We start from the raw sequence: 20,151 nt of genomic DNA on the forward strand, positions 1-20,151 counted from the left end.
ACAATGATTCTCCGCACCATGCCTGAGCGCAGGAGTTGAACCGATGGCCTATACGGAGACGATCGGTCCGCGTACCTACCGTTTCGCGGACCTGAAAAGCCTGCTGGCGAAGGCGAGTCCGCTGCGCAGCGGCGACCAGCTCGCCGGCGTGGCGGCGGCCAGCGAGGAAGAGCGCGTCGCCGCGAAAATGGCGCTGGCCGAGGTGCCGCTCAAGACCTTCCTGAACGAAGCGTTGATCCCCTACGAGAGTGACGAAGTCACGCGCCTGATCGTCGATACGCACGACGCGCAGGCGTTCGCGATGGTCTCCCATCTCACGGTGGGCGACTTCCGTAACTGGCTGCTCTCGCCCGCGGCGGATAGCGCCGCGCTTGAGCGCGTAGGGCGCGGCCTCACGCCGGAGATGGTCGCGGCCGTCTCCAAGCTCATGCGCAACCAGGACCTGATCGCGGTGGCGCGCAAGCGTCCCGTGATCACGCGTTTTCGCAACACCGTGGGGCTGCCGGGTCGCATGTCGGTGCGCCTGCAGCCGAATCATCCCACCGACGACGTAAAAGGCATTGCCGCTTCCATGCTCGACGGCCTCATGTACGGCTGCGGCGATGCGATGATCGGCATCAATCCCGCCACCGATAGCCTCGCGGCCATCGTCAAGCTGCTCGCGATGATCGACGGCTTTCGCGAGCGCTATCGCGTGCCCACGCAATCATGCGTGCTCACGCACGTCACCAACACCATCGCGGCCATCGAAAAGGGCGCCCCCGTCGATCTGGTGTTCCAGTCGATCGCGGGCACGGAAAAGGCCAACGCGAGCTTCGGCATTTCGCTCGCGCTGCTGGGCGAGGCGCGCGAAGCGGCGCTGTCGCTCAAACGCGGCACCGTCGGCAATAACCTCATGTATTTCGAAACGGGGCAGGGCAGCGCGCTGTCCGCGAACGCGCATTACGGCGTCGATCAGCAGACCTGCGAAGTGCGCGCCTACGCAGTCGCGCGCCATTTCGATCCGTTTCTCGTCAATACGGTGGTGGGTTTCATCGGCCCGGAATATCTCTACGATGGCAAGCAGATCATCCGTGCAGGGCTGGAAGACCATTTCTGCGGCAAGTTGTTAGGGGTGCCGATGGGTTGCGATATCTGCTACACCAATCACGCCGAAGCCGATTCCGACGATATGGATACGTTGCTCACCCTGCTGGGCACGGCGGGCATCAACTTCATCATGGGGATTCCCGGCGCGGACGACGTGATGCTCAACTACCAGAGCACGTCGTTCCATGACGCGCTCTATGTGCGCGAGGTGCTGGGCCTGCGCCGCGCGCCTGAATTCGAGGAATGGCTGGAAACCATGGAAATCGCCGATGCGAAGGGCGTGCTGCTGCCCACCTCGGCGCGCGTGCCGCTGCTCGCTGGCGCGAACGAGTGGATGGGGATCGAGGGCAGCGGCGTGGGCGCAGGCCAGGAGGCGAGCGCATGAGCGATGCCGTCGAAAAGAATCCTTGGGCGGGGCTGAAGGCATTCACGCACGCGCGCATTGCGCTGGGCCGCGCGGGCAATGGCCTGCCGACCGCGCCGCTGCTGGCGTTCAATCTCTCGCACGCGCAGGCGCGCGACGCGGTGCATCAGCCGCTCGATGCAGAAACGTTGCGCTCGCAACTTGAAGGGCAAGGCTTCGCGACGCTAGGCGTGGCTAGCGCAGCGGCTGACCGGCAGCATTATTTGCGTCGGCCGGACCTCGGGCGCAGGCTAAGCGACGAAAGCCGTGAGGCGCTTGCCCAGTTGCGCGCCAACGCCGAGGCCGACGCCGCCTATATCGCGCCGGATGTGGTGTTCGTGGTCGGCGACGGGCTTTCGGCTTTTGCGGCGGCGAAACAGGCCTTGCCGCTGCTGCAGGCAGTGCGCAGGCGTCTGGATGACGACGCCGCCACGAATTCCTGGCGCATCGGCCCCGTGGTGGTGGCGCGCCAGGCGCGCGTGGCGCTGGGCGATGAAATCGGCGAATTGCTGGGCGCGAAGCTCGTCGCCATGCTGATAGGCGAGCGTCCCGGATTGAGTTCGCCCGACAGTCTGGGCGTCTATCTCACATGGGCGCCGAAGGTGGGTTGCCACGACGCGCAGCGCAACTGCATTTCGAATGTGCGGCCCGAAGGCCTGCCCTACGAAGCGGCGGCGCACAAGCTGCATTACCTGCTCACGCAGGCGCGGCGGTTGCAGTTGACGGGCGTGGGCCTGAAAGACGATAGCGATGCGACCTTGCCGCAAGAGCCGGTTGTGGCGCGCGTTGAAACGGCGTAAGTGAGCGCGCGGCATTGCGCACGCACATTTTTGGTGCGTGAGTCACGGCGCATTGCGCAACGATGCGCCGATTTTGAACATCGATAAACCGCGCCAGGCTTGCCGCGGTGTTCCGCGAAGGCGCATCTTCGACCCATCCGTGTCACAAGCAGGACGCACCTATCCCGCGGCATTGGCCCGCCCATCCCTGGCGCGAATTTTGCATCGAAGCCTGATCGTTTCGATCAATCTCATGCGCAAGGAGTCACCTATGAATCAAGCGGGCACGCGCATCGAACAGACCGCGGAAGACACCCGCCTCAACGCCCAGGGCGCACAGGTGCCGGCCGGGCGCGCGATCGTGAGCGTCGCTCATGACGCCGACGAGCAGGCGCGCAATCTGGTCGGCTGGCGGCAGACCTACGACCAGCTCGCGGCGGGCCGCTTCGTCGGCACGCTCACGGAGATTCCGCTCGATACCATGAAGATTTTCTGCGAGACCACCAGCCACACGCTGCGTCAGGCGTGCGAGGTGCGTGGCGACGCGTACTGGTTCGGCATTCCGGCGGCGCCGGACGCGCAGGCGCGTATCGATTCGCAACCCTTCGGCGAGCATGCGATTGCCGTGCGGCCCGGCAATGTCGAATTCGAACTGCTCACGCCCGCGCAGTTTTCGATCTACGGCGTGGTCGTGCGCGGCGACGTGCTGCGCCGCTATGCTGAAACCGTCGAACGCGTGCCGCTGGACGCGCGCCTGCCTGCCGCGCCGACGGTGCGCGCGGGCGCGGCGCGCCTTGCGCAGCTTTGTGGATTGCTCGCGCAACGCCTGGGCAACACGGACGATGGCGAAGAAAGCGACGGCGTGCTTTCCGATATCGAACGCGACGACGTTCAGGCAGAACTGCTGGCGGCGCTCTTCGATGCCTGCACGGCGCACAACGACGAGCCAGGCGACACGCCAGCCGACGCGCCGTCGCGCCGCCGCTGGATCGTCGCGCAGGCGCGCGATTACGTGCTTGCGCATCGCTCGCGTCCGGTCGGTGTGCCCGAACTCTGCGAGCAACTGCACGTGAGCCGTCGCACCTTGCAATACTGCTTCCAGGATGTGCTGGGCATGGCCCCGGCCACCTATCTGCGCGCGCTGCGCCTGAATGGCGCGCGCCGCGATCTGTGCGGGCGCGCCGCTGGCTCCGTGCAGGACGTGGCGGCGGCCTGGGGCTTCTGGCATCTGAGCCAGTTCGCGACGGATTATCGGCGCATGTTCGGCATGCGGCCTTCGGAAGCGCTGCGCGCGGCGTAATTCCACGCGTCGCGCCGGAGAATCATCCGGACACCTGATGATTGGCGGGGCGGGCGATGAACTTGCCCGGGCTTGTGCCCGTGAGACGCCGGAACATCGCAATGAACGCCGATGAAGTGGCATAGCCCAGATCGAGCGCCACCGACTCCACGCTGCGCCCCGCCTGCAGCAGCGGCAGCGCGCTCACCAGCCGCAGACGCGCGCGCCATTCGGTCAGCGACATACCCAGCTCGCGCTGAGCGTGGCGCATCAGCGTGCGCTCGCTCATGTGAAACGCGGCGGCCAGTTCGGCGAGCGGGCGGTTATCGGCGGGATTGTCGTGGAAGACCTTGAGCACCGCGTCCAGCTCCGGATCGTTGCCTTGGGGCAAATAACTGCCCGTGGTCGCGCAGGTGCCGAGCTGATCGACGAGCACGCGCAGCAGGCGCGCGCGCGTGGGCGATTCGAGGCCGTCCTCGCCTTCGGGCGGCAGCGAGCGCAGATGTTCGAGCATCGCGCGCACGAGCGGCGACACCATCACCGCGCAGGTCTGGGCGGGCAGCGCGGCGCATAGTTCGCGCTTGATATAGACCGAGCAATGCACCGTTTCCGCGTGATTGAAGCCCACGTGTTCGGTGCCGGGCGCGATCCACAAGGCCATATGCGGCGGCGCGAGAAAGTAGTCGTCGCGCGTGGTGAGTTCGGTGATGCCGCTGAACGAATAGACGAACTCGCCCCACGGGTGGCACATCGAAGGATAGGTCGCGTGCGAAGGCATGTGCTCGGTGCGGAAGTACACAGGCACCGGCAGCGTATCGATAAAAGGCGGCTGGCGCAGGTGTGGCGCGTGGCGCGGCGCACTGGATTTTGCGTTTTTGCGTGGCTTGGGCATGGCTTGGCGTCAGGTGGATTGCGTTCGATCTGCGCTTCGACTTGAGCCACCACTTGAGCCACCACTTGAGCCAAGATTGACGCTGTCATGAGCGAACTCGACAAAGCGCAGCGCGCAACGCGAGGCATCGTCCGCGCGCCACAGCAGCGTCTGTTCGAGTGGCGCCTCGTTCGCAAGCGGCACGTAACGCACGCCGGGCATCTGCAACGCCGCCACGGAAGCGGGCACGATCGCGACGCCGCGCTCGGCGGCGACCAGCGCCACGAGCGTCGCGACCTGCGTGGCGGTTGGCCCCAGCCGTGGCGTGAAGCCGGTTTTCGTGCAAAGGCGATAGAGCGCCGCATTGAGCGCGGCGCCTTGCCCCGGCGGATAGCTGATAAAGGCCTCGTGCGCGAGCGCCGCAAAGTCGATCGCATCGTGCGCGGCATGGTCGCTGCCAGACGGCACGGCGGCCACCAGCGCTTCGCGCGCCAGCACGCGCTGCGCGATCTCCGGCGGCACGGCTTGCGGCGCGGCCCAGCCGAAGGCAATGTCGAGCACGCCTGCCGCGATCTGCCGATGATGATCGACGCTCGCCACTTCGCGAAAACTCAATTCCACCTCGGGCGCCGCGCGGCCGAATTCACGCACGATCTCGCTGAACGCGCGCGACATCGGAATGGAACTCGTATAGCCGATCGCCAGACGTCCCGATGCGCCGCTCGCAAGCCGCTGCGCCGAAGTCTGCGCGCTGGCGGCGGCATCCAGCACCCGCCGCGCGTGATCGAGAAACTGCGCGCCTTCCGGCGTCAGCGTGACATTGCGCGTCGAGCGTTCGAACAGGCGGAGGCCCAGTTCCGTTTCGAGCGCGGAAATCTGGCGCGTAAGCGGCGGCTGGGCCATATGCAGACGATCGGCGGCGCGGCCGAAGTGCAGTTCGTCGGCGACGGTCACGAAGTAGCGCAGGCGGCGCAGATCGAGCATGCGAAGCGTTCCGGTATCAATCACGACAAAAACGGTATTGGCCTGCGACGCGCGGGCCCGGCAGACTGAATGGACGCCTATCGTCACGGAAACCATTCATGTCAGGCAAGCCCTTGCGCGCGGCATTCTTTCTTTGCGGCTGCGCGGCCTTCCTCAATCTCTACGCCACGCAGGGCATTTTGCGCGAGCTTGCACAGGCGTTTGGCGTGAGCGCCGAACGCGCCGGGCAGGGCGTGAGCGCAACCACGCTGGCGGTTGCCATTATCGCGCCATTCGTCGGCGCAATCGCGGCGCCTTTCGCTCGACGCACGGTGATCGCGGGGGCGGCGATGGCGTCCGCGCTGCCCGCGTGGTGGGCGGCCCATGCGGGCGGGTTCGCGACGTTTCTCGCCGCGCGCTTCGCCGTCGGAATGCTGATGCCGTTTATCTTCGCGATTGCGGTGTCATTTATCGGCGAGCTGTTTTCGCGCGAAGAGACGGCGCAAGTGAGCGCGCTGTTCGTCGCCGGCACCACGCTTGGCGGTTTCGCCGGGCGCTTCGTGACGAATGCGTGCGTGTCCGCGCTCGGCTGGCGGCATGCGCTGGATGTCGTGGCGATGTTGAGCCTGGTGTCAGGCGTGGCGATCTATGCATGGCTTCCCGATGTCAGGCGTGCAGGGCGCGAATCGCGTATCGGAGAACCGCCCGCGCCATCGCGTCTGCAATTGTTCACGCGGCCGCCGCTACTGGCGTCGTTCGGCTTTGGCGCGTGCGTGCTTGCTTCGCAGGTGGCCACCTTCACGTTTGCCGGACTGCGGCTCGCGCAGCCGCCTTATGGCTTTGGCGCCGCGCAGATCGGCGCGATTTACGCCGTGTTCCTGCTCGCAACGGTAGTGACGCCGCTTGCGGGACGCATCGCGCGTCATCGCTCGCCGCGCGATCTGGCGGTGTGGGCGGCCTGGCTTGCGCTGGCAGGCGCGCTGCTCACGCTCGCGCACGGTCTCGTGCCGATCCTGCTCGGCCTCGCGCTGGGATCGACCGCCGTTTTCGTCGAACAGGCGGCCGCCAATACGTTCATTTCGCAGAGCGCCGGCGCGGCGCGGCCCACCGCCATCGGCCTGTATCTGTCGTTCTATTACCTGGGCGGCAGCCTGGGCTCGGTGCTGCCCGTGGCCGCCTGGCGGCTGTGGGGCTGGAGCGGCTGCGTGGCCTTCGTGATCGGCGCGCAGGCGCTGGCGGGGCTGCTGGCGTGGCGGTTCTGGCGCCCACGCGCGCTGCATGGCGTGCCGGGTATCGAGGCGCGGGTGCCGCTGCGTTGACCTGCCGGCGCGCGCCGGCTCAGGCGTAGCGGGCGAGAAACATATCCGCCGCGGATTCGGCGATGCGCGCCTGTGCGGCTTCGTCCAGCGGCGCCTGGCCCATCGTCACCTGCGGCCAGAATGCGAAACCCTTCACCATGCCCTGCAACTCCTGCGCCGCGAACAGCGGATCGTCGATGCGCAGACGTCCGTCGGCGGCGGCGGCGCGAATCCACACCGTCACGTCTTCCTCGCGCTCGCCCAGGCGCGCGACCATGTCGCGAGCGCGCTCGGGCGAGTGGATGCCTGCCGCGATCGCCACGCGCGCGAGCGCCAGAAACGACTCATCGGCCATCAGGCGCAATTTGCGCGCGAGCAGCGCAAGCAGTTGCGGGCGCAACGGTTCCGCAGCGCGGTAGGCGGGCGGCGCACCGGTCTGACTCGCATCCCAGAGGCGCATGAGGATCGCCGCGAACAGCGCCTCCTTGCCCGGAAAGTGGTTGTAGACCGTGCGCTTGGAGACGCTCGCGCGCGCGGCGATGCGGTCCATGCTGGTGGCGTCGTAACCGGCGGCGAGAAATTCCTCGATGGCCGCTTCCAGAATGGCGGCGCGTTTGCGGTCGGTCAGGCGTTGCGGGGTGGCGGTCGAATCCATGACGCGATTTTACTGGTTCGCCTCGCTGCCGAGCGATCCCGGCGCGGCGTTTCTCGCGCCGAAACCGGGCATTTCCGGCCAATTCATGCCAATTCCAGCGGATTGCGCACTTCATACCCATGTTGCATATAAGGGCTTGCCGTCGCCGGAGTCGCACAAAACAAACATACGCGGCTGTTTCTATCCGCACCTCAAGATAGCAACTAACTGCCTGATAAGACGGCGCTTTTCAGCCGCGTCCGCGGGGTTTCGGAGCAGGCTTTCAGCGAGTATTCATTACCCTGAGCCTGACCGTCTATTAAAAAGTAAATGCGAATTGTTTGCATTCAAGCTAAGGTCGAGCCCGCTTTCGGTTCGTAAGAAGCCGAAGCGCCTGGATTCTGACTACGGGGTAGATTCGATGCATCTCAAGCAAAGCCTGGTGCGGCGCGTGTTACCGGCGCTGATCGCCGAAGCCTGCGCGCTTTACGCCAGCAACGCACTGGCCGCCCAGGCGGCCCAGCCCGCCGCCACCGCAACGCTCGCGCAGAGCGCGGCGACCGGCGACGCCTCAAGCTCCACGGACACTCAAGGCGCGAGCGCCGCCAGGCCAATCCGCGCCGACGTCCTGCGCCGCGAGCAGGCTCTCGCGGTGCCCGTGAGCGATGTGGTGCGACTAGGCCGTTACGCGCATCTGGATGGCGCGGCCATGCCGTTTCCTGTCGACGTGCTGGTGCAGGACATGCTGGCGTTGGCGGGCGTCGCGCCGCTGGCGGATCGCGACATCACCACGCTTTCGGGCGGCGAATTCGCACGCGTGCAGTTCGCACGTGCGCTTGCGCAGTTATGGACGCTCGACGCCCATCAGATGCCGCCGCGCTATCTGTTGATGGACGAGCCCACGGCGGCGCTCGACCTCGTTCAGCAGCACCGGCTGTTCGCCACGGCGCGCAGGCTCACGCGCGCGTGGAATATCGGCGCGCTCGCTATCGCGCACGACTGCAATCTCGCCGCACGCCATGCGGACCGCCTCGTGCTGATCGCGAACGGCCGCTCCATCGCCGATGGAGCGCCGCGCGAAGTCATGCGCACCGATCTGCTTGAGCGTTGCTATGGCGCGCCAATGCAGATCGCCAGCCACGATCAGGACGCCGTGGCAAGTATTTTTCCTGCCTGATTTTTTGGGGGAAACGTTTGCGCGCCCGGGGACCGAGCGCGCTCCATACGATCTCCATCATTCCTCGATAGTTGCTGCATGGCGCTTGCCCAGAATACGCTTGGGCCGACCGCATGCTGCGCGTCGGGACGAGTAGTGCAGGACCGGCTTTACCTTCGCTATAGCAATGAAAACCATGCTTGCCATGCAGCGGCTGCTGCGCGAATCCATTCCGGGTTCGACCTTGAAGGCGCGCTTCAGTCGCGCCCGCGTCTGGCTCTATGCCGGCCTGAAACCCGCCGCGGGGCGCATCTGGATACGCGCACTCACCGATATTCCCTTGCTGGCCGCCGCCGCGCGCCGCGACCGGCGTTTCGCGGAGAAGCCCTTTCACCGCTTCGGCCGCGCCGGTCTCGACGCGCAAGCAAGAGCGACGCTGATCGCGGGACACTACGCGGCCATGTCGCGACTGCTTGGCGATAGCTGGCTGGAGAGGCTCTATGTGAGCGGCGAGCCCGTGGTGTTGGCATCGTGCGAACAGTTTGAGATTGTGGCGCGCGAAGTCACGCTTTGCAAACGCGAAGGATTACTGAGTATTTCAATGCGCGATGCGCAAACCGGTGTCGATCTCGCGTGGATAAGCGTTATCTTCGAGCAGGACACGCACCGGCGCACGGGCGTATTTATCGGCGGTCTGCAGGGACCGTCGGGCGAGCATCGGGATCGCGTGCGCGCGGTGACGCGGGCCTGCGATGGCCTGCGCCCGAAGGCGGCGGTGATCGAAGCGCTTTGCGCGATGGGCCGCGAATTGGGCCTCGCGCGCATCGTGGCGGTGGCGCGTGCGTCGCACATCTCCAGCGCGAGCGACGCACAGTTTCGCTCCGACTACGACACGTTCTGGCTCGAACTGGGCGGTGTGCCCATCGAAAGTGGCTATGCCTTGCCGTTGAGCTTGCCGCATCGCGCGATCGAAGACGTGCCGTCGAACAAGCGTTCGGCGTTCCGGCGTCGCCAGGCGCTGATCGCGAGTATGAGCGCACAGATTCAAGACCATCTCCGTGGAGCGAAGCGCGAGGGCGAGTTCGCCGAAATCAGCATTCCGACGCGTATTGCAAAGCCGCTCGGCCTCGCATGGGCGGGTGCTCAACTGGGCTTGAACACCCTCAGGAAGTAGACTGGCAACCCATATCTGGCAGGATCACTGACCGTTTCGGAACTTCCTGAATACACGATGCGGATTAGATCGCGCGTTTCGCGCTCCAGTCGATCGCCGCATCGAAGAGCTTCAGACCCGCCGCCGAGAGGTTCGCAAACGAATCGTTGTCCATGTAGAACATCGCGCGCCGCTCGGGCGCGAGCGCTTCGTAGTCCATCGTCGCGCCTTTCTCGTAGGTAAAGATCGCGGCCTTTTCAGGCTGGCCGTAAATGGTCGCGATGATCGATGCGCCAAGCCCGGGCTTGCCCCAGCTCATCGGCGCCTGTTTGCGAAAGACGTTGGCGACGCCGGCGGGCAGCCCCGCCGACGCAGGATGCGGCGCATTCACGAGCCACAGATAGCGCTCCTTTTCCACCTCGCCGAAATCGACGTCATGCCGTTTGCCGCTCATGGCGAGATCGTCGAGCAGATCGTTTTCCCATGTGAGCAACGGCACAGGAGCGTCGCGCCAACCGGGCGGCACGTCCTTGGCCGAGACGGTGGAAGAAATCACCACGAGCCTCGCACCCAACGCGGCGCGTGGATCGAAGTCTTGGTTCACGAGTTGCACCTCATAGCCGCGGCTTTGCAGATGCGCGGCGATCTGCCGGTCCACGGCGATATTGGGCCCGTCGAGTTGCACGACCATCAGGATCGCGCCTTTTTCTGGCGGGGTTTGTGCATGGCCGGCAGGCGCGACGCAGGCGGCAGCGAGAGCCGCAAGTGAGAGCAGCGCGCGGCGTCGCGCAGGACGCGGAGCAAATCGGAAAGCCATGATGATCAGAATTCGAAAGTGGAAAGCAGCGAGACCTGGCGCGCGTCGCCCACGGCGACGAAATAACGGTTCGCGCTGGACGGATAGTAGGTCTTGTTGACGAGGTTCTTGACGTTGAGCTGGAATGACACGCGATGGCCGCCCATTTTCGTGTCGTAGGTCGCGAAGGCGTCGGCCACGGTATAGGCGGGCAGCGTGAAGCTATTGGCCGAATCTCCGGGGCGCGAGCCGACGTAATGCGCGCCCGCGCCCACGCGCAACTGGTCGCCGCCAAACACGGTGCCGAAGTCGTACACGGCCGCGAGCGAGGCGGTATTCTGCGCGACGTTCCAAAGCCGGTTGCCCGCATAGACAGGGTCTTCGAGGGTCCTGGCGTCGATATATGCGTAGCTGGCGATCACGCTCCAGTGCTCGCCAATCTGTCCGGACACATCCAGTTCCACGCCGCGCGAGCGCGCCTTGCCCGAGGTGCGCCAGTCGGTCTGTTTGGTGGTGTCGTTGTACTGCGAGACCAGCACATTCGATTTGTCGATATTGAAGAGCGCGAGCGTGCCCGTGAGCCCTGCGGGCATGGCGACTTTCGCACCCAGTTCCCACGAAGTCGCTTCTTCCGGCTTCACCGACGAATCGACTACCACGCCCGTGCTGAGCGGCGCGATCGTCGAAGTCGGCTTGAGCGATTGCGTATAGCTGCCATAGAGCGAAACGGTTTCGCTTGCCTTATAGACAACGCCCGCGCGCGGCAGCCATTTGTTGCCGCTCAGATCGGTATTGGCCTTGAAAGGCCGTCCCTTGCCGGCGATCTGGTTGTAGGTCATGAAGCGCGCGCCGCCTACCAGAATCCACTTGTCGCTCAGATGGAGGCTGTCCTGGAAGTAGACGGACGCATCGTGCAGCGTATCGGTCTGATCGCTGTCGCTGGCCGAGACGGTGCTCGACGGGCTTTCGAGGCCATAGACCGGATGCAGATAATTGAAGCTGTATTGCGTGGCCTGGCGCAGCAGATCGGCACGATAGATGCGGCGGTATTCGTCGTCCACGCCCACCTGGAGATCGTTGCGCAAACCGGCCAGCGTGAAGTGGCCGTCCACATAGGCGGTCGCGTAACTGTCCGTGCTCACCGCGCCGTGCGTGGCGTCGTTGCTGCGCGAGAGCACGCCCGTGGTGCTGTTGACGCCTTGCACGCGCAACTGGTTGGCGTCGTAGGTCTCGCGGTTATAGCTGTAGCCAAAGTGCGCCTTCCAGTCCGCGTTGATCTGATGATCCACGAGCAACTGTGCGAGATGGGACTCGCCGGTCATGTTGTTGAACGGCTCGTCGATACGTTCGCGCGCGGGAATCGCCAGCGGTTGATTGGTCTTGGGATCGAGCGCGGTGCCGCGATCGAAGGGATACAGAAACTTGCGGTATTGATACGACAGCACCACCTGGGTATCGCTGCCGTAGTACGCGAGCGAAGGCGCCACCAGCGTTTCCCGATGCTCGCCGAAGTTGCGCCAGTATTGTTCGCTGACCTGATCGAGTACGAGCCGGTAGGCCAGACCGGTATCGCCGATCGGACCGGTGGTGTCGAGCGTCGCGCCGCCGCCATTGCGGCCGTGCCCATAGGTCGAACCGAGCACGGAGATCGCGTGATACGGCGTCAGCAAGGGCTGCTTGCTGACCACGTTTACCACGCCGCCCGGGTCCATGATGCCGTAGAGCAGCGAAGTGGGGCCCTTGAGCACTTCGACGCTGTCGACGGCGTCGTTGAGCGCGCGGCCCTGCACCAGCGGCATGCCGTTTTCCATGATCGAGCCATCGCGATTGCCGCCGAAGCCGCGCTTGAGCAGCGTGTCCTGCGTGCCCGCGAGCGTGTTGCCCTGCACGATGCCGCTCACATTGGCGAGCGCATCGTCCAGATTGCGCGGGCGCTGATCGTGCAGAACCTGCGCGGGCACCACGTTGACGGCCTGTGCCGTATCGAGCACGGGCGTGTCCGAGCGCGTGACGTTGGCTTCGGTGGGGGCGCGATAGCTGCCCGCCTTGATGGCGGCCGCCGCCACTTTCACGGTGGGCAGCACGGCGCTGTCCGGGAGCGCGGCGTTGCTGGCGTCTTGCGCGAGCGTGTAGCTGCCGTTCTCCTGTGCGCTGGCGCTAAGCCCCGTATTGCGCAGAATGCGCGCGAGGCCGTCGCTAACGCGGTAATCGCCGTGCAATCCCGCGCTCGCGCGATTCGCGGCCAGCGCGCCCGGATAGGCGATCATCACGCCGGCCTGCTGGCCGAACTGGTTGAGCACCGTTGCGAGCGGCCCCGCGGCAATCTCGTAGTGCTGCACGCTGGCGCTCGGCAGGGAAGCGACGGGCGGCGCCGCAACGGCGACCGGCTGGGCGCTGGCGGCAAACAGCGCGAGGACTGCCGCGCCGATCCAGTGATGGCGTCGGCGCGAGGCCTGAAGAAGTGATGACATGGAATCGAAGGCTGGAATGAGTCAGATAAAAGTGCTTTCATCTGGCTTGTCCCGCGAGAATCGAAAACAGCTCAGGTTTTCGAAAATTTTTTATGCCGATGATCGGGCGAGGCGCGAATCAGCTGCGTGCGGGGGTCACCGTGACCCAGTAGCGCGTCAGATAATCCACGCGCAATGGCAGTGCGCGCGAGAGCGTATCCAGCACGCGATCGGTATCGGCGAGCAGATAGGTGCCGGATACGCGCAGCAAAGCCGCACGCGGATCGCAGCGCAGGACGCCTTCGCGGTAGCGCGCAAGTTCGACCAGAAAATCGTCTAGACGCATATCGTTGGCAACGAGCATGCCCTGCGTCCAGGCCGCCGCTGCGTTCTCGATCGATTCGATTTCACTTGGCGCGCTGCGGGTGAAACGCGTGGATTCGCCCGCGTGCAGCGTGCGGGCGGCCAGCGGCGCATCGTCGGGGACGACGCGCACCGCACCCTCGAATACGGCAAGGCGCGTGTCGTCCTGCTGCTGGCGCACGGAAAAGCGCGTGCCGAGCGGCGTAGCCGTGCCCTGCGCGGTCTGCACGACGAAGGGGCGCAGGGTTGCGCCGCCGCTTCTGCGTCCTTTCGTGCTTCCTCTCGTGCTTCCTTTCGCGCTGCCATTCCCCTCGTCACGATGTCCAGTGACTACCATGATCTCGCCGCGCCTGAGCACGACGCGGCGCTCATGCGCCGTAAAACGCAGATCGACAGCCGACGATGTATTGAGCGTCAGCGCCGTGCCGTCTTCCAGCGTGTAGGTGCGGATTTCGCCGGTGGCGGTGTGCATATCGGCGGTCCAGCCCGGCCACGCGTAGCGATGCCGCGCGCTCCACGTCGCGCCGCCCACGAAGAAGAGCGCGGCCAGCGCCTTGACGGTCGAGCGCCGGCCTCGCGAAACGCCGCGCGTGAGCGCGGCGCGCGCCGCATGCGCCGATGCCCCCTGACCCAGCGACTGGAAGCGTTGCGAGACGGTCTGGATATGCTGCCAGGCGCGCTCATGATCAGCGTGTTCCGCGCGCCACGCATCGAGCGCCGCGCGCTGCGCCGGCGTGATCGCGCCGCTGCCCAGATCGAGCCACCACTCGATGGCGCGATGGGCGATTTCAGGCGCGATATCGCGCGGGGTGGCTGACATCGGCGTCTCGCTCACAGCGCGAAGAAGCACTGCGCCGCGGCTCTCACCAGATGGCGTTTGACGGTGGCCAGCGAGATGCCAAGCGTCGCCGCGATCTCGGTGTGCGTTGCGCCGTCGAGCTGCGCGAGCAGAAACGCACGCTTGACGATAACGGGCAGACCGTCGAGCAGGCGGTCGATTTCGCAGAGCGTTTCGAGCAGCACGGCCTGGTCTTCCGGCGAGGGCGCGAGCGCCTCGGGCATATAGGCCAGCGCTTCCAGATACGCACGCTCGACCTGCTCGCGCCGCCAGTGGTTGTAGAGCACGCGCTGGGCGACGGTGGTGAGCAGCGCACGCGGTTCGCGCGCTTCGACCGGCTCCTCGCGCGCGAGCAGACGCATGAAGGTGTCGTGCGCGAGATCGCTGGCGCGGTGCGCGCAGCCGAGCTTGCGACGCAGCCACCCATGCAGCCAGCCGTGATGCGCGCGGTAAAGCGCGTCGATCTCAAGTTGGGCGGAGGGCGGAAGGGCAGTCATGCGGCGTGACGCAAGGCGGTGTGCGGTCTGGGAGCGTTCAGGTTAGAGAATCGGGCGTTGGCTTACATCCAGGCAGCGTAGCTTACACGTTGATTTCGCATAAGTAAATGAGAATTGTTCGCGAATAGGGAGGGTTGGTGGTCCGCACTTTGCACCTTTCTGGTGAAACAGCGACGCCAGCTGACGCTGAAATATCAGCCTGATTACGATTTTGTCATCGTCCTGCGGTTTCAGAATCCCTTAAGTCAGCGACGCACACAATGCTCCTGACTTCGCGATTCTTCTGAAGTCGCGGCGCGCAAGGCCAATGTCCATCGGCGCGCAATTCAATGATTTTTTGCCTTATTCGAGGAGCATTACCATGAAAGCCAAACTGTTTGCTGCACTTATCGTAAGCACAACGATGTTTCCCGTGATCGCCTTTGCGCAGAACGAGCGTATCCAGAACATGCAGGTCAGCCCGCAGAGCGTGCAGGCGCAACAGAGCGGCACGCAGCAGCAGCCGAGCGTGGATACCCCGCGTGGCGTCGTCAAGACTTCGGCTTCCGGCACCAGCGGTTACGGCAACGCGACAGCCGGAAACTCGCAATCGGGCAGCGCCCCGGAAGACGCTCGCTTGAGCGCGCTCTACCTTCACCACTGAGCTGCGCTTACGCTGTGCGTGCGTTCCCACTGGGCCCCCGGATGTCGAAAATGTAATCCGCCGGTTATCCGTGCGTTATCCGGCGGCCCCTTGCTTGACGCGGGTTTGGGTAAAATCGACCCACCATGAAGGCGGGAGAATGCGTATGCGAGTCCTCGTGATCGAAGACGAGCCAAAGGCGGGGGCCTACGTCAAGAAAGGGCTTGAGGAATCGGGCTGCAGCGTCGATCTCGCGACCGACGGCGCGCAAGGGCTGCTGCTCGCGCAGGAAGAGGAGTACGACGTGATCGTGCTCGACGTCATGCTGCCGGTGCTCGACGGCTGGTCGGTGCTCAAGCGTCTGCGCGCCACGCGCGCGACTCCCGTGCTCTTTCTCACCGCGCGCGACGATGTCGCCGATCGCGTGCAAGGGCTCGAACTGGGCGGCGACGATTACCTGGTCAAACCGTTCGCCTTCGTCGAACTGCTCGCGCGCGTGCGCACGCTGGCGCGTCGCGGGCCGCCGCGCGAAGCGCAAACCATGCGTATCGCCGATCTCGAAATCGACGTGATCCGCCGCCGCGTCAAACGCGGCGCAACCCGCATCGACCTCACGCCGCGCGAATTCTCGCTGCTGCAACTGCTCGCGCGACGCCAGGGCGAAGTGCTCAGCCGTACGCAGATCGCTTCGTTCGTGTGGGACATGAATTTCGACAGCGACACCAATGTGGTCGAAGTCGCGATTCGCCGCCTGCGCGCGAAGATCGACGACGGCTATGAGAGCAGGCTGATTCACACGGTTCGCGGCGTGGGCTACGTGATGGAAGAAAAGGACCCGCCCTGATGGCGCGCCGCTCGCTCGCGCTGACGCTGGCGCTGCTGTTCAGCGCGACCACCTTCGCGGTGTTTGCCTGCGTGGGCTGGTATCTCTATGTAGCGCTCGCGCATCAGGTGCGCAAGCAGGACGATCAGGACATCGTGCTGGCGGCGCGTCACGTGCGCCGCCTGGCTGCCGAGCTGGGCTCCGCCCAGGACGCGCGCGATCATGCGCTGCGTCTGTCGAGCGCCGTGCTGGGCAATCAGGCGCTCGCCCTGCGCATTGTCGATGCACAGGGCCATCCTGTGGCGGCACACGACGAAGGCGCGACCTTCGACGAACCGCCGAGGCCGCTTGACGACGCCGTTACCGCCAACGATATCGATCTGTCCGCCGCGCGCGCCGGTGCGCTCGTGCTCGCGCCCGACGCGCGCATCGTCGATACGGCGATCCGCGAATGGCGCAGCGTCCAGGGCGTGCCGGTGCGCAGCATCGCCTTCGACGTCGCGCTGCGCAATGGCGAGACCGTGCGGGTGGGCATTGCGCGCGATCTGCGCGGCCCGCTGAGCCTGCTCGATTCGTATCGCGACACGCTCGGGCTGGCGGGCAGTATCGGCACGCTGGTGGTGCTGCTGGGCAGCTATGCGCTGGTGCGGCTCGCGCTGCGGCCGCTGCGGCAGATCGCCGATCAGTCGCGCGAAGTGACGGCATACCGGCTCGACCGGCCTATCCGCGTCAAACATATCCCCAGCGAATTGGCGACGCTGGTCGAATCGCTCAACGCGATGCTCGAACGTTTGCACGCCGGTTTCCAGCGTCTGAGCCAGTTCACCACCGATCTTGCGCACGACATGCGCACGCCCCTGAGCAATCTGCGCGGAGCGACCGAAATCGCGCTCGCGCGCCCGCGCTCGGACGATGAATATCAGGCCGTGCTGGCGTCCAATCTGGAGGAATGCGAACGATTGTCGCGCATGATCGAAAACGTGATCTTCCTCGCGCGCGCCGAGCATCCACGCTTCGAGATGCGGCGCCGCGCGTTTGATCTGCGCGACGAACTCGAACGCATCGCCGAATACTTCGAAGGTCTCGCCGACGAAGCGGGTCTTGCCATCAGCGTGCAGGGCAGCGCGTCATTGAGCGCCGATGTCGAACTGTTGCGCCGCGCGCTCAGCAATCTGCTGGCGAATGCGCTGCGTTATACGCCGCCAGGCGGGACGATCGTGCTGGCCGTGCAGGCGCATGAGGCGACGCTCGACATCATGGTCGAAAACCCCGGCACGCCGATTCCGCCCGAACACCTTGAGCGTATTTTCGAGCGCTTCTATCGCGCCGATCCCTCGCGCACGCGCGGGCCCGAATCGACGGGCGCGGGGGCCTCGGCGGGGCTGGGCCTTGCCATCGTGCGTACCGTGATGGAACTGCACGGCGGCAAGGTGCGGGCCGAAAGCGATGCGCGCAGCACGCGTTTCATTCTGAGCTTCCCGCGGGCCTAGCCCGCGTTGTTGTTCCAGGTGCCGCCCAGCGCCTCGATCAGCCTGACGCACGCGGTCATTCTGCGGCCCTCGATCACCACCGCGTCGCGCTGGTTCGTCAGTGCGATGGTCTGCGACGTCACGACGTCGAGATAGCTGAGCGCACCCGCATTGAAACGGTTCGTCGTGAGCTGCAAGGCCTGCTGCGCGGCCTGTGCGGCGCGCTGCTGCGTGGCGGATTCGTCGGCCAGCGCCTGCAGCGCGGACAGGTTGTCCTCCACCTGCTCGAACGCCGTGAGCACGGTCTGCCGGTAGTCGGCCACGGTGCCGTCGTAGTGCGCGCTGGCCGCATGCAGCGTTGCGCTGCGCTTGCCGCCATCGAAGATCGTGCCGACCAGTTGAGGCCCGAGCGACCAGAACAGGCTCGGCGCGCTCAGCCACGGCGCGAACATCGAGCTTTCCAGCCCGGCTGTCGCGCTGAGCACGAGATTGGGAAAGAAGGCCGCATGCGCCGCGCCGATCTGCGCGTTGGCAGCGGCCACGCGGCGCTCGGCGGCGGCGATATCGGGGCGACGCTCGATCAGTTGCGAGGGCAGGCCCGCAGGAATGGCCGGCAGCTTGAATCCAGCCTGCGCGGCCTGTGCATCGGGTACGGGCGGCAGCGAGAATATCGAGGCCGGCTCGCCGATCAGGGTGGCAATCGCATGTTGCAGTTGCGCGCGGCTTACGTCGATATCGCGTGCCTGGGTGCGAGTGCTCTCCAGTTGCGTCTGCGCCTGCGCCACCGCCGATGCATCGATCGCGCCATTGCGCAACTGATCCTGCACGATGGCGAGTGCGCGGGTGTAGACGCTTACGCTGTCGTCGAGCAACTGCTTTTGCGCGTCGAGCGAACGCAGATTGAAATAATCGACGGCAAGCTGAGCCGTCATCGCAAGACGCACGGCTTCGAGATCGGCGGCACTGGCCTGCGCAGTGGCGTTGGCGCTGGTCACTTCATCGCGGATACGGCCGAACACATCGGGCTCCCACGTCGCCGTCACGCCCATCGAATAGTCGGGAACGGTTTTGCCCGCGAGCGACGATCCCTGCTTGTTCGCCGAGGTGCGATAGCGGTCCTGAGCGACGCCCGCGGTGATGGTCGGCAGGAAGCCCGCGCGCTGATAGTCGGTGGTGGCGCGCGCTTCGGCGAGATTGGCGAGCGCCTTGCGCACGCTCTGGTTCGACACGTCGATGCGCGCTTCCAGTGTGTTCAGTTCCGTGTCGCCGAATACGGTCCACCAGGCGCCGCGCGGCGCGGCATCGGCGGGCGAGGCGACTTGCCACGCGGGGTTCGAAGCGTTCGAAGCATTCGAAGCATTCGAATCCGGCTGGCCAGCATAATGCGCGGGAATTTCAACCGTGGGCGCCTGATAAGGCGCGGTGGTCGAACAGGCCGCCAGCGCCGCGGCGACCGCGATCACACCCAGACGCAGAGGGAAACGTCGCGTGCTCATGATTGAGCCGCCTTTGCAGGCTGGGCGATGCTCACCGTTTCGCCGTTGCTGATGCTGTCGCCGGGATTGTCGATGACGCGATCGCTCATGGACAGGCCCGAGGTGACTTCCACGTGCGTGCCGAAGTCGCGGCCCAGATGCACGGGCTTGAGCAAGGTCCTGCCGGTCGCATCGACGGTTGCCACCGTTACCCCGTCGGGACGGAACAGCAGCGTGGTCACCGGCACGTCGAGCGCGGGCGTGGTGCTCTTGAGCGCGAGATGCGCCTGCACGTAGCCGCCGGGCAGCAGCGCGCCGTCCACATTGTCGACGTCGATTTCCACGCGCAAGGTGCGGCTGGTCGGATCGATCGCGCCCGCGCTGCGCGCCACGCGCGCGTTGAAGCGGCGGCCCGGATATTGTTGCGTCGTCAACCATGCCTCGGTGGCGGGTTTGACATCCGCCGCATCGTCTTGCGGCACATCGACGAATACGCGCAGGGTTTGCGTCTGGGAAAGATGGAACAACTCGTTGGCGGCGGACGGCGAACCGGGCGTGCCGCCCGCTGTCACGAGCGCGCCCACGTCCACGTCGCGTGCAGTGATGACGCCGTCGAATGGCGCGGTCACTTTTTCAAACGAGACCAGTTCGGCCAGCCGCGCGACATTGGCCTGCGCCGCGGCGAGCGCCGCCTGTCTGGTCTGCATGTCGCTGAGCTTCGCGTCGGCGTCCTGCTGCGCTACGGACTGACTCGCGAGCATCGTCTGCCAGCGTTGCGCTGTGGTTTTCGCGTAAGCGTAGGCGGCCTGCGCCGAGGCTTCGTCGGCGCGTGCGGCGCGCAACTGGGCGTCGAGATCGGGCGCGGCGATATCCGCGAGCACCTGGCCGGCCTTCACGTGCGTGCCGATATCGGTGTACCAGTGCGCGATATAGCCGCTTGTGCGCGCGAAGATCGCGGTGTCCGCGAAGGGCATCGCCGCGCCGGGCAGCACGAGATCCTGGCTCGCCGGCGCGGGTTGCGGGCTCACCACCGAAACCGTGAGCGTACTTTGCGAAGCGGTTTGCGCGGCGAGCGCGCGGCTGGCATGCAGGCGCGGCACCACACCGGCGGCGAGCAGCGCAAGCGCAAGCGCGGCCAGCACGAAAGCGGCCTTGCGGCGCGGCGCGGGTTGTTTGTCGAGGTCGGTCATGAT

The 20,151-nt window shown here is 65.6% G+C and carries 18 protein-coding genes; 9 read left to right on the forward strand and 9 right to left on the reverse strand.

Annotated elements, in window-relative coordinates:
* Window positions 1-43: 43 nt before the first annotated feature.
* The 3 genes from F4827_RS10630 (at window position 44) to F4827_RS10640 (ending at window position 3,571) form a co-directional block, all read left to right on the forward strand.
* Window positions 44-1,474 carry an ethanolamine ammonia-lyase subunit EutB gene (locus F4827_RS10630; protein WP_183723891.1) on the forward strand — a complete coding sequence of 477 codons (1,431 nt, stop codon included), beginning with the start codon at window positions 44-46 and terminating at the stop codon, window positions 1,472-1,474.
* Window positions 1,471-2,292, forward strand: a complete 822-nt coding sequence (gene eutC, locus F4827_RS10635) for an ethanolamine ammonia-lyase subunit EutC (RefSeq protein WP_183723890.1) — start codon at window positions 1,471-1,473, stop codon at window positions 2,290-2,292. Before F4827_RS10630 ends, eutC begins: the two co-directional genes overlap by 4 nt.
* A 250-nt stretch (window positions 2,293-2,542) precedes the next feature.
* Window positions 2,543-3,571, forward strand: coding sequence for a helix-turn-helix domain-containing protein (locus tag F4827_RS10640; protein WP_183723889.1), 1,029 nt, complete (start codon window positions 2,543-2,545; stop codon window positions 3,569-3,571).
* Between the two features lie 22 nt (window positions 3,572-3,593).
* Here the strand turns inward: F4827_RS10640 and F4827_RS10645 are convergent, their stop codons facing one another.
* Complete coding sequence (locus F4827_RS10645; protein ID WP_183723888.1) at window positions 3,594-4,442, reverse strand: helix-turn-helix domain-containing protein; 849 nt, start codon at window positions 4,440-4,442, stop codon at window positions 3,594-3,596.
* A 9-nt stretch (window positions 4,443-4,451) separates the two neighbouring features.
* The gene (locus F4827_RS10650; RefSeq protein ID WP_183723887.1) at window positions 4,452-5,405 is read right to left on the reverse strand and encodes a LysR substrate-binding domain-containing protein; all 954 of its coding nucleotides are present in this window, start codon (window positions 5,403-5,405) and stop codon (window positions 4,452-4,454) included.
* Between the two features lie 98 nt (window positions 5,406-5,503).
* Between F4827_RS10650 and F4827_RS10655 the strand changes: the two genes are divergently transcribed.
* Window positions 5,504-6,703: an MFS transporter gene (locus F4827_RS10655; RefSeq protein ID WP_183723886.1), complete on the forward strand. Its 1,200-nt coding sequence runs from the start codon at window positions 5,504-5,506 to the stop codon at window positions 6,701-6,703.
* 19 nt (window positions 6,704-6,722) lie between these two features.
* Here F4827_RS10655 and F4827_RS10660 read toward each other — a convergent pair whose 3' ends face one another.
* The gene (locus F4827_RS10660) at window positions 6,723-7,337 is read right to left on the reverse strand and encodes a TetR/AcrR family transcriptional regulator (RefSeq protein ID WP_183723885.1); all 615 of its coding nucleotides are present in this window, start codon (window positions 7,335-7,337) and stop codon (window positions 6,723-6,725) included.
* A gap of 400 nt (window positions 7,338-7,737) precedes the next feature.
* Between F4827_RS10660 and F4827_RS10665 the strand changes: the two genes are divergently transcribed.
* Both F4827_RS10665 and F4827_RS10670 read left to right on the forward strand, forming a co-directional pair.
* Complete coding sequence (locus tag F4827_RS10665; protein WP_183723884.1) at window positions 7,738-8,493, forward strand: hypothetical protein; 756 nt, start codon at window positions 7,738-7,740, stop codon at window positions 8,491-8,493.
* Window positions 8,494-8,659: 166 nt separating this feature from the next.
* Window positions 8,660-9,646: a DUF535 family protein gene (locus tag F4827_RS10670; RefSeq protein WP_183723883.1), complete on the forward strand. Its 987-nt coding sequence runs from the start codon at window positions 8,660-8,662 to the stop codon at window positions 9,644-9,646.
* 64 nt (window positions 9,647-9,710) lie between these two features.
* On the opposite strand, the gene F4827_RS10675 is transcribed toward F4827_RS10670, so the two are convergent.
* From F4827_RS10675 to F4827_RS10690, 4 genes are all read right to left on the reverse strand, one after another.
* Complete coding sequence (locus F4827_RS10675) at window positions 9,711-10,442, reverse strand: hypothetical protein (protein ID WP_183723882.1); 732 nt, start codon at window positions 10,440-10,442, stop codon at window positions 9,711-9,713.
* 5 nt (window positions 10,443-10,447) lie between these two features.
* A complete protein-coding gene (locus tag F4827_RS10680) occupies window positions 10,448-12,892 on the reverse strand; it encodes a TonB-dependent receptor (RefSeq protein WP_183723881.1) in 2,445 nt (814 codons plus the stop codon).
* Window positions 12,893-13,010: 118 nt separating this feature from the next.
* Window positions 13,011-14,054, reverse strand: a complete 1,044-nt coding sequence (locus tag F4827_RS10685) for a FecR domain-containing protein (RefSeq protein WP_183723880.1) — start codon at window positions 14,052-14,054, stop codon at window positions 13,011-13,013.
* Window positions 14,055-14,065: 11 nt separating this feature from the next.
* On the reverse strand, window positions 14,066-14,569 hold the full coding sequence (locus F4827_RS10690) for a sigma-70 family RNA polymerase sigma factor (RefSeq protein WP_183723879.1): 504 nt from the start codon (window positions 14,567-14,569) through the stop codon (window positions 14,066-14,068).
* Window positions 14,570-14,930: 361 nt separating this feature from the next.
* Here F4827_RS10690 and F4827_RS10695 point away from each other — a divergent pair, with 361 nt between their 5' ends.
* The 3 genes from F4827_RS10695 (at window position 14,931) to F4827_RS10705 (ending at window position 17,504) form a co-directional block, all read left to right on the forward strand.
* Entirely contained in the window at window positions 14,931-15,212 is a 282-nt protein-coding gene (locus F4827_RS10695; RefSeq protein WP_183723878.1) for a hypothetical protein, read from the forward strand.
* Between the two features lie 145 nt (window positions 15,213-15,357).
* Complete coding sequence (locus tag F4827_RS10700) at window positions 15,358-16,035, forward strand: heavy metal response regulator transcription factor (protein ID WP_183723877.1); 678 nt, start codon at window positions 15,358-15,360, stop codon at window positions 16,033-16,035.
* A complete protein-coding gene (locus tag F4827_RS10705) occupies window positions 16,035-17,504 on the forward strand; it encodes a heavy metal sensor histidine kinase (RefSeq protein WP_183723876.1) in 1,470 nt (489 codons plus the stop codon). The genes F4827_RS10700 and F4827_RS10705 overlap by 1 nt, the downstream gene beginning before the upstream one ends.
* On the opposite strand, the gene F4827_RS10710 is transcribed toward F4827_RS10705, so the two are convergent.
* Window positions 17,501-18,979, reverse strand: coding sequence for an efflux transporter outer membrane subunit (locus F4827_RS10710; RefSeq protein ID WP_183723875.1), 1,479 nt, complete (start codon window positions 18,977-18,979; stop codon window positions 17,501-17,503). The genes F4827_RS10705 and F4827_RS10710 overlap by 4 nt on opposite strands.
* Complete coding sequence (locus F4827_RS10715; protein ID WP_183723874.1) at window positions 18,976-20,148, reverse strand: efflux RND transporter periplasmic adaptor subunit; 1,173 nt, start codon at window positions 20,146-20,148, stop codon at window positions 18,976-18,978. Before F4827_RS10715 ends, F4827_RS10710 begins: the two co-directional genes overlap by 4 nt.
* Window positions 20,149-20,151 lie beyond the last annotated feature (3 nt).

This window comes from Paraburkholderia bannensis, assembly GCF_014200455.1.
Lineage (GTDB): Bacteria > Pseudomonadota > Gammaproteobacteria > Burkholderiales > Burkholderiaceae > Paraburkholderia > Paraburkholderia bannensis_A.

What these genes read in the sequence shown, in the direction of transcription:
- F4827_RS10630 (WP_183723891.1), top strand. Translation starts at nt 44, where the DNA reads ATGGCCTATACGGAGACGATCGGTCCGCGTACCTACCGTTTCGCGGAC.
- eutC (WP_183723890.1), top strand. Translation starts at nt 1,471, where the DNA reads ATGAGCGATGCCGTCGAAAAGAATCCTTGGGCGGGGCTGAAGGCATTC.
- F4827_RS10640 (WP_183723889.1), top strand. Translation starts at nt 2,543, where the DNA reads ATGAATCAAGCGGGCACGCGCATCGAACAGACCGCGGAAGACACCCGC.
- F4827_RS10645 (WP_183723888.1), bottom strand. Translation starts at nt 4,442, where the DNA reads ATGCCCAAGCCACGCAAAAACGCAAAATCCAGTGCGCCGCGCCACGCG.
- F4827_RS10650 (WP_183723887.1), bottom strand. Translation starts at nt 5,405, where the DNA reads ATGCTCGATCTGCGCCGCCTGCGCTACTTCGTGACCGTCGCCGACGAA.
- F4827_RS10655 (WP_183723886.1), top strand. Translation starts at nt 5,504, where the DNA reads ATGTCAGGCAAGCCCTTGCGCGCGGCATTCTTTCTTTGCGGCTGCGCG.
- F4827_RS10660 (WP_183723885.1), bottom strand. Translation starts at nt 7,337, where the DNA reads ATGGATTCGACCGCCACCCCGCAACGCCTGACCGACCGCAAACGCGCC.
- F4827_RS10665 (WP_183723884.1), top strand. Translation starts at nt 7,738, where the DNA reads ATGCATCTCAAGCAAAGCCTGGTGCGGCGCGTGTTACCGGCGCTGATC.
- F4827_RS10670 (WP_183723883.1), top strand. Translation starts at nt 8,660, where the DNA reads ATGAAAACCATGCTTGCCATGCAGCGGCTGCTGCGCGAATCCATTCCG.
- F4827_RS10675 (WP_183723882.1), bottom strand. Translation starts at nt 10,442, where the DNA reads ATGGCTTTCCGATTTGCTCCGCGTCCTGCGCGACGCCGCGCGCTGCTC.
- F4827_RS10680 (WP_183723881.1), bottom strand. Translation starts at nt 12,892, where the DNA reads ATGTCATCACTTCTTCAGGCCTCGCGCCGACGCCATCACTGGATCGGC.
- F4827_RS10685 (WP_183723880.1), bottom strand. Translation starts at nt 14,054, where the DNA reads ATGTCAGCCACCCCGCGCGATATCGCGCCTGAAATCGCCCATCGCGCC.
- F4827_RS10690 (WP_183723879.1), bottom strand. Translation starts at nt 14,569, where the DNA reads ATGACTGCCCTTCCGCCCTCCGCCCAACTTGAGATCGACGCGCTTTAC.
- F4827_RS10695 (WP_183723878.1), top strand. Translation starts at nt 14,931, where the DNA reads ATGAAAGCCAAACTGTTTGCTGCACTTATCGTAAGCACAACGATGTTT.
- F4827_RS10700 (WP_183723877.1), top strand. Translation starts at nt 15,358, where the DNA reads ATGCGAGTCCTCGTGATCGAAGACGAGCCAAAGGCGGGGGCCTACGTC.
- F4827_RS10705 (WP_183723876.1), top strand. Translation starts at nt 16,035, where the DNA reads ATGGCGCGCCGCTCGCTCGCGCTGACGCTGGCGCTGCTGTTCAGCGCG.
- F4827_RS10710 (WP_183723875.1), bottom strand. Translation starts at nt 18,979, where the DNA reads ATGAGCACGCGACGTTTCCCTCTGCGTCTGGGTGTGATCGCGGTCGCC.
- F4827_RS10715 (WP_183723874.1), bottom strand. Translation starts at nt 20,148, where the DNA reads ATGACCGACCTCGACAAACAACCCGCGCCGCGCCGCAAGGCCGCTTTC.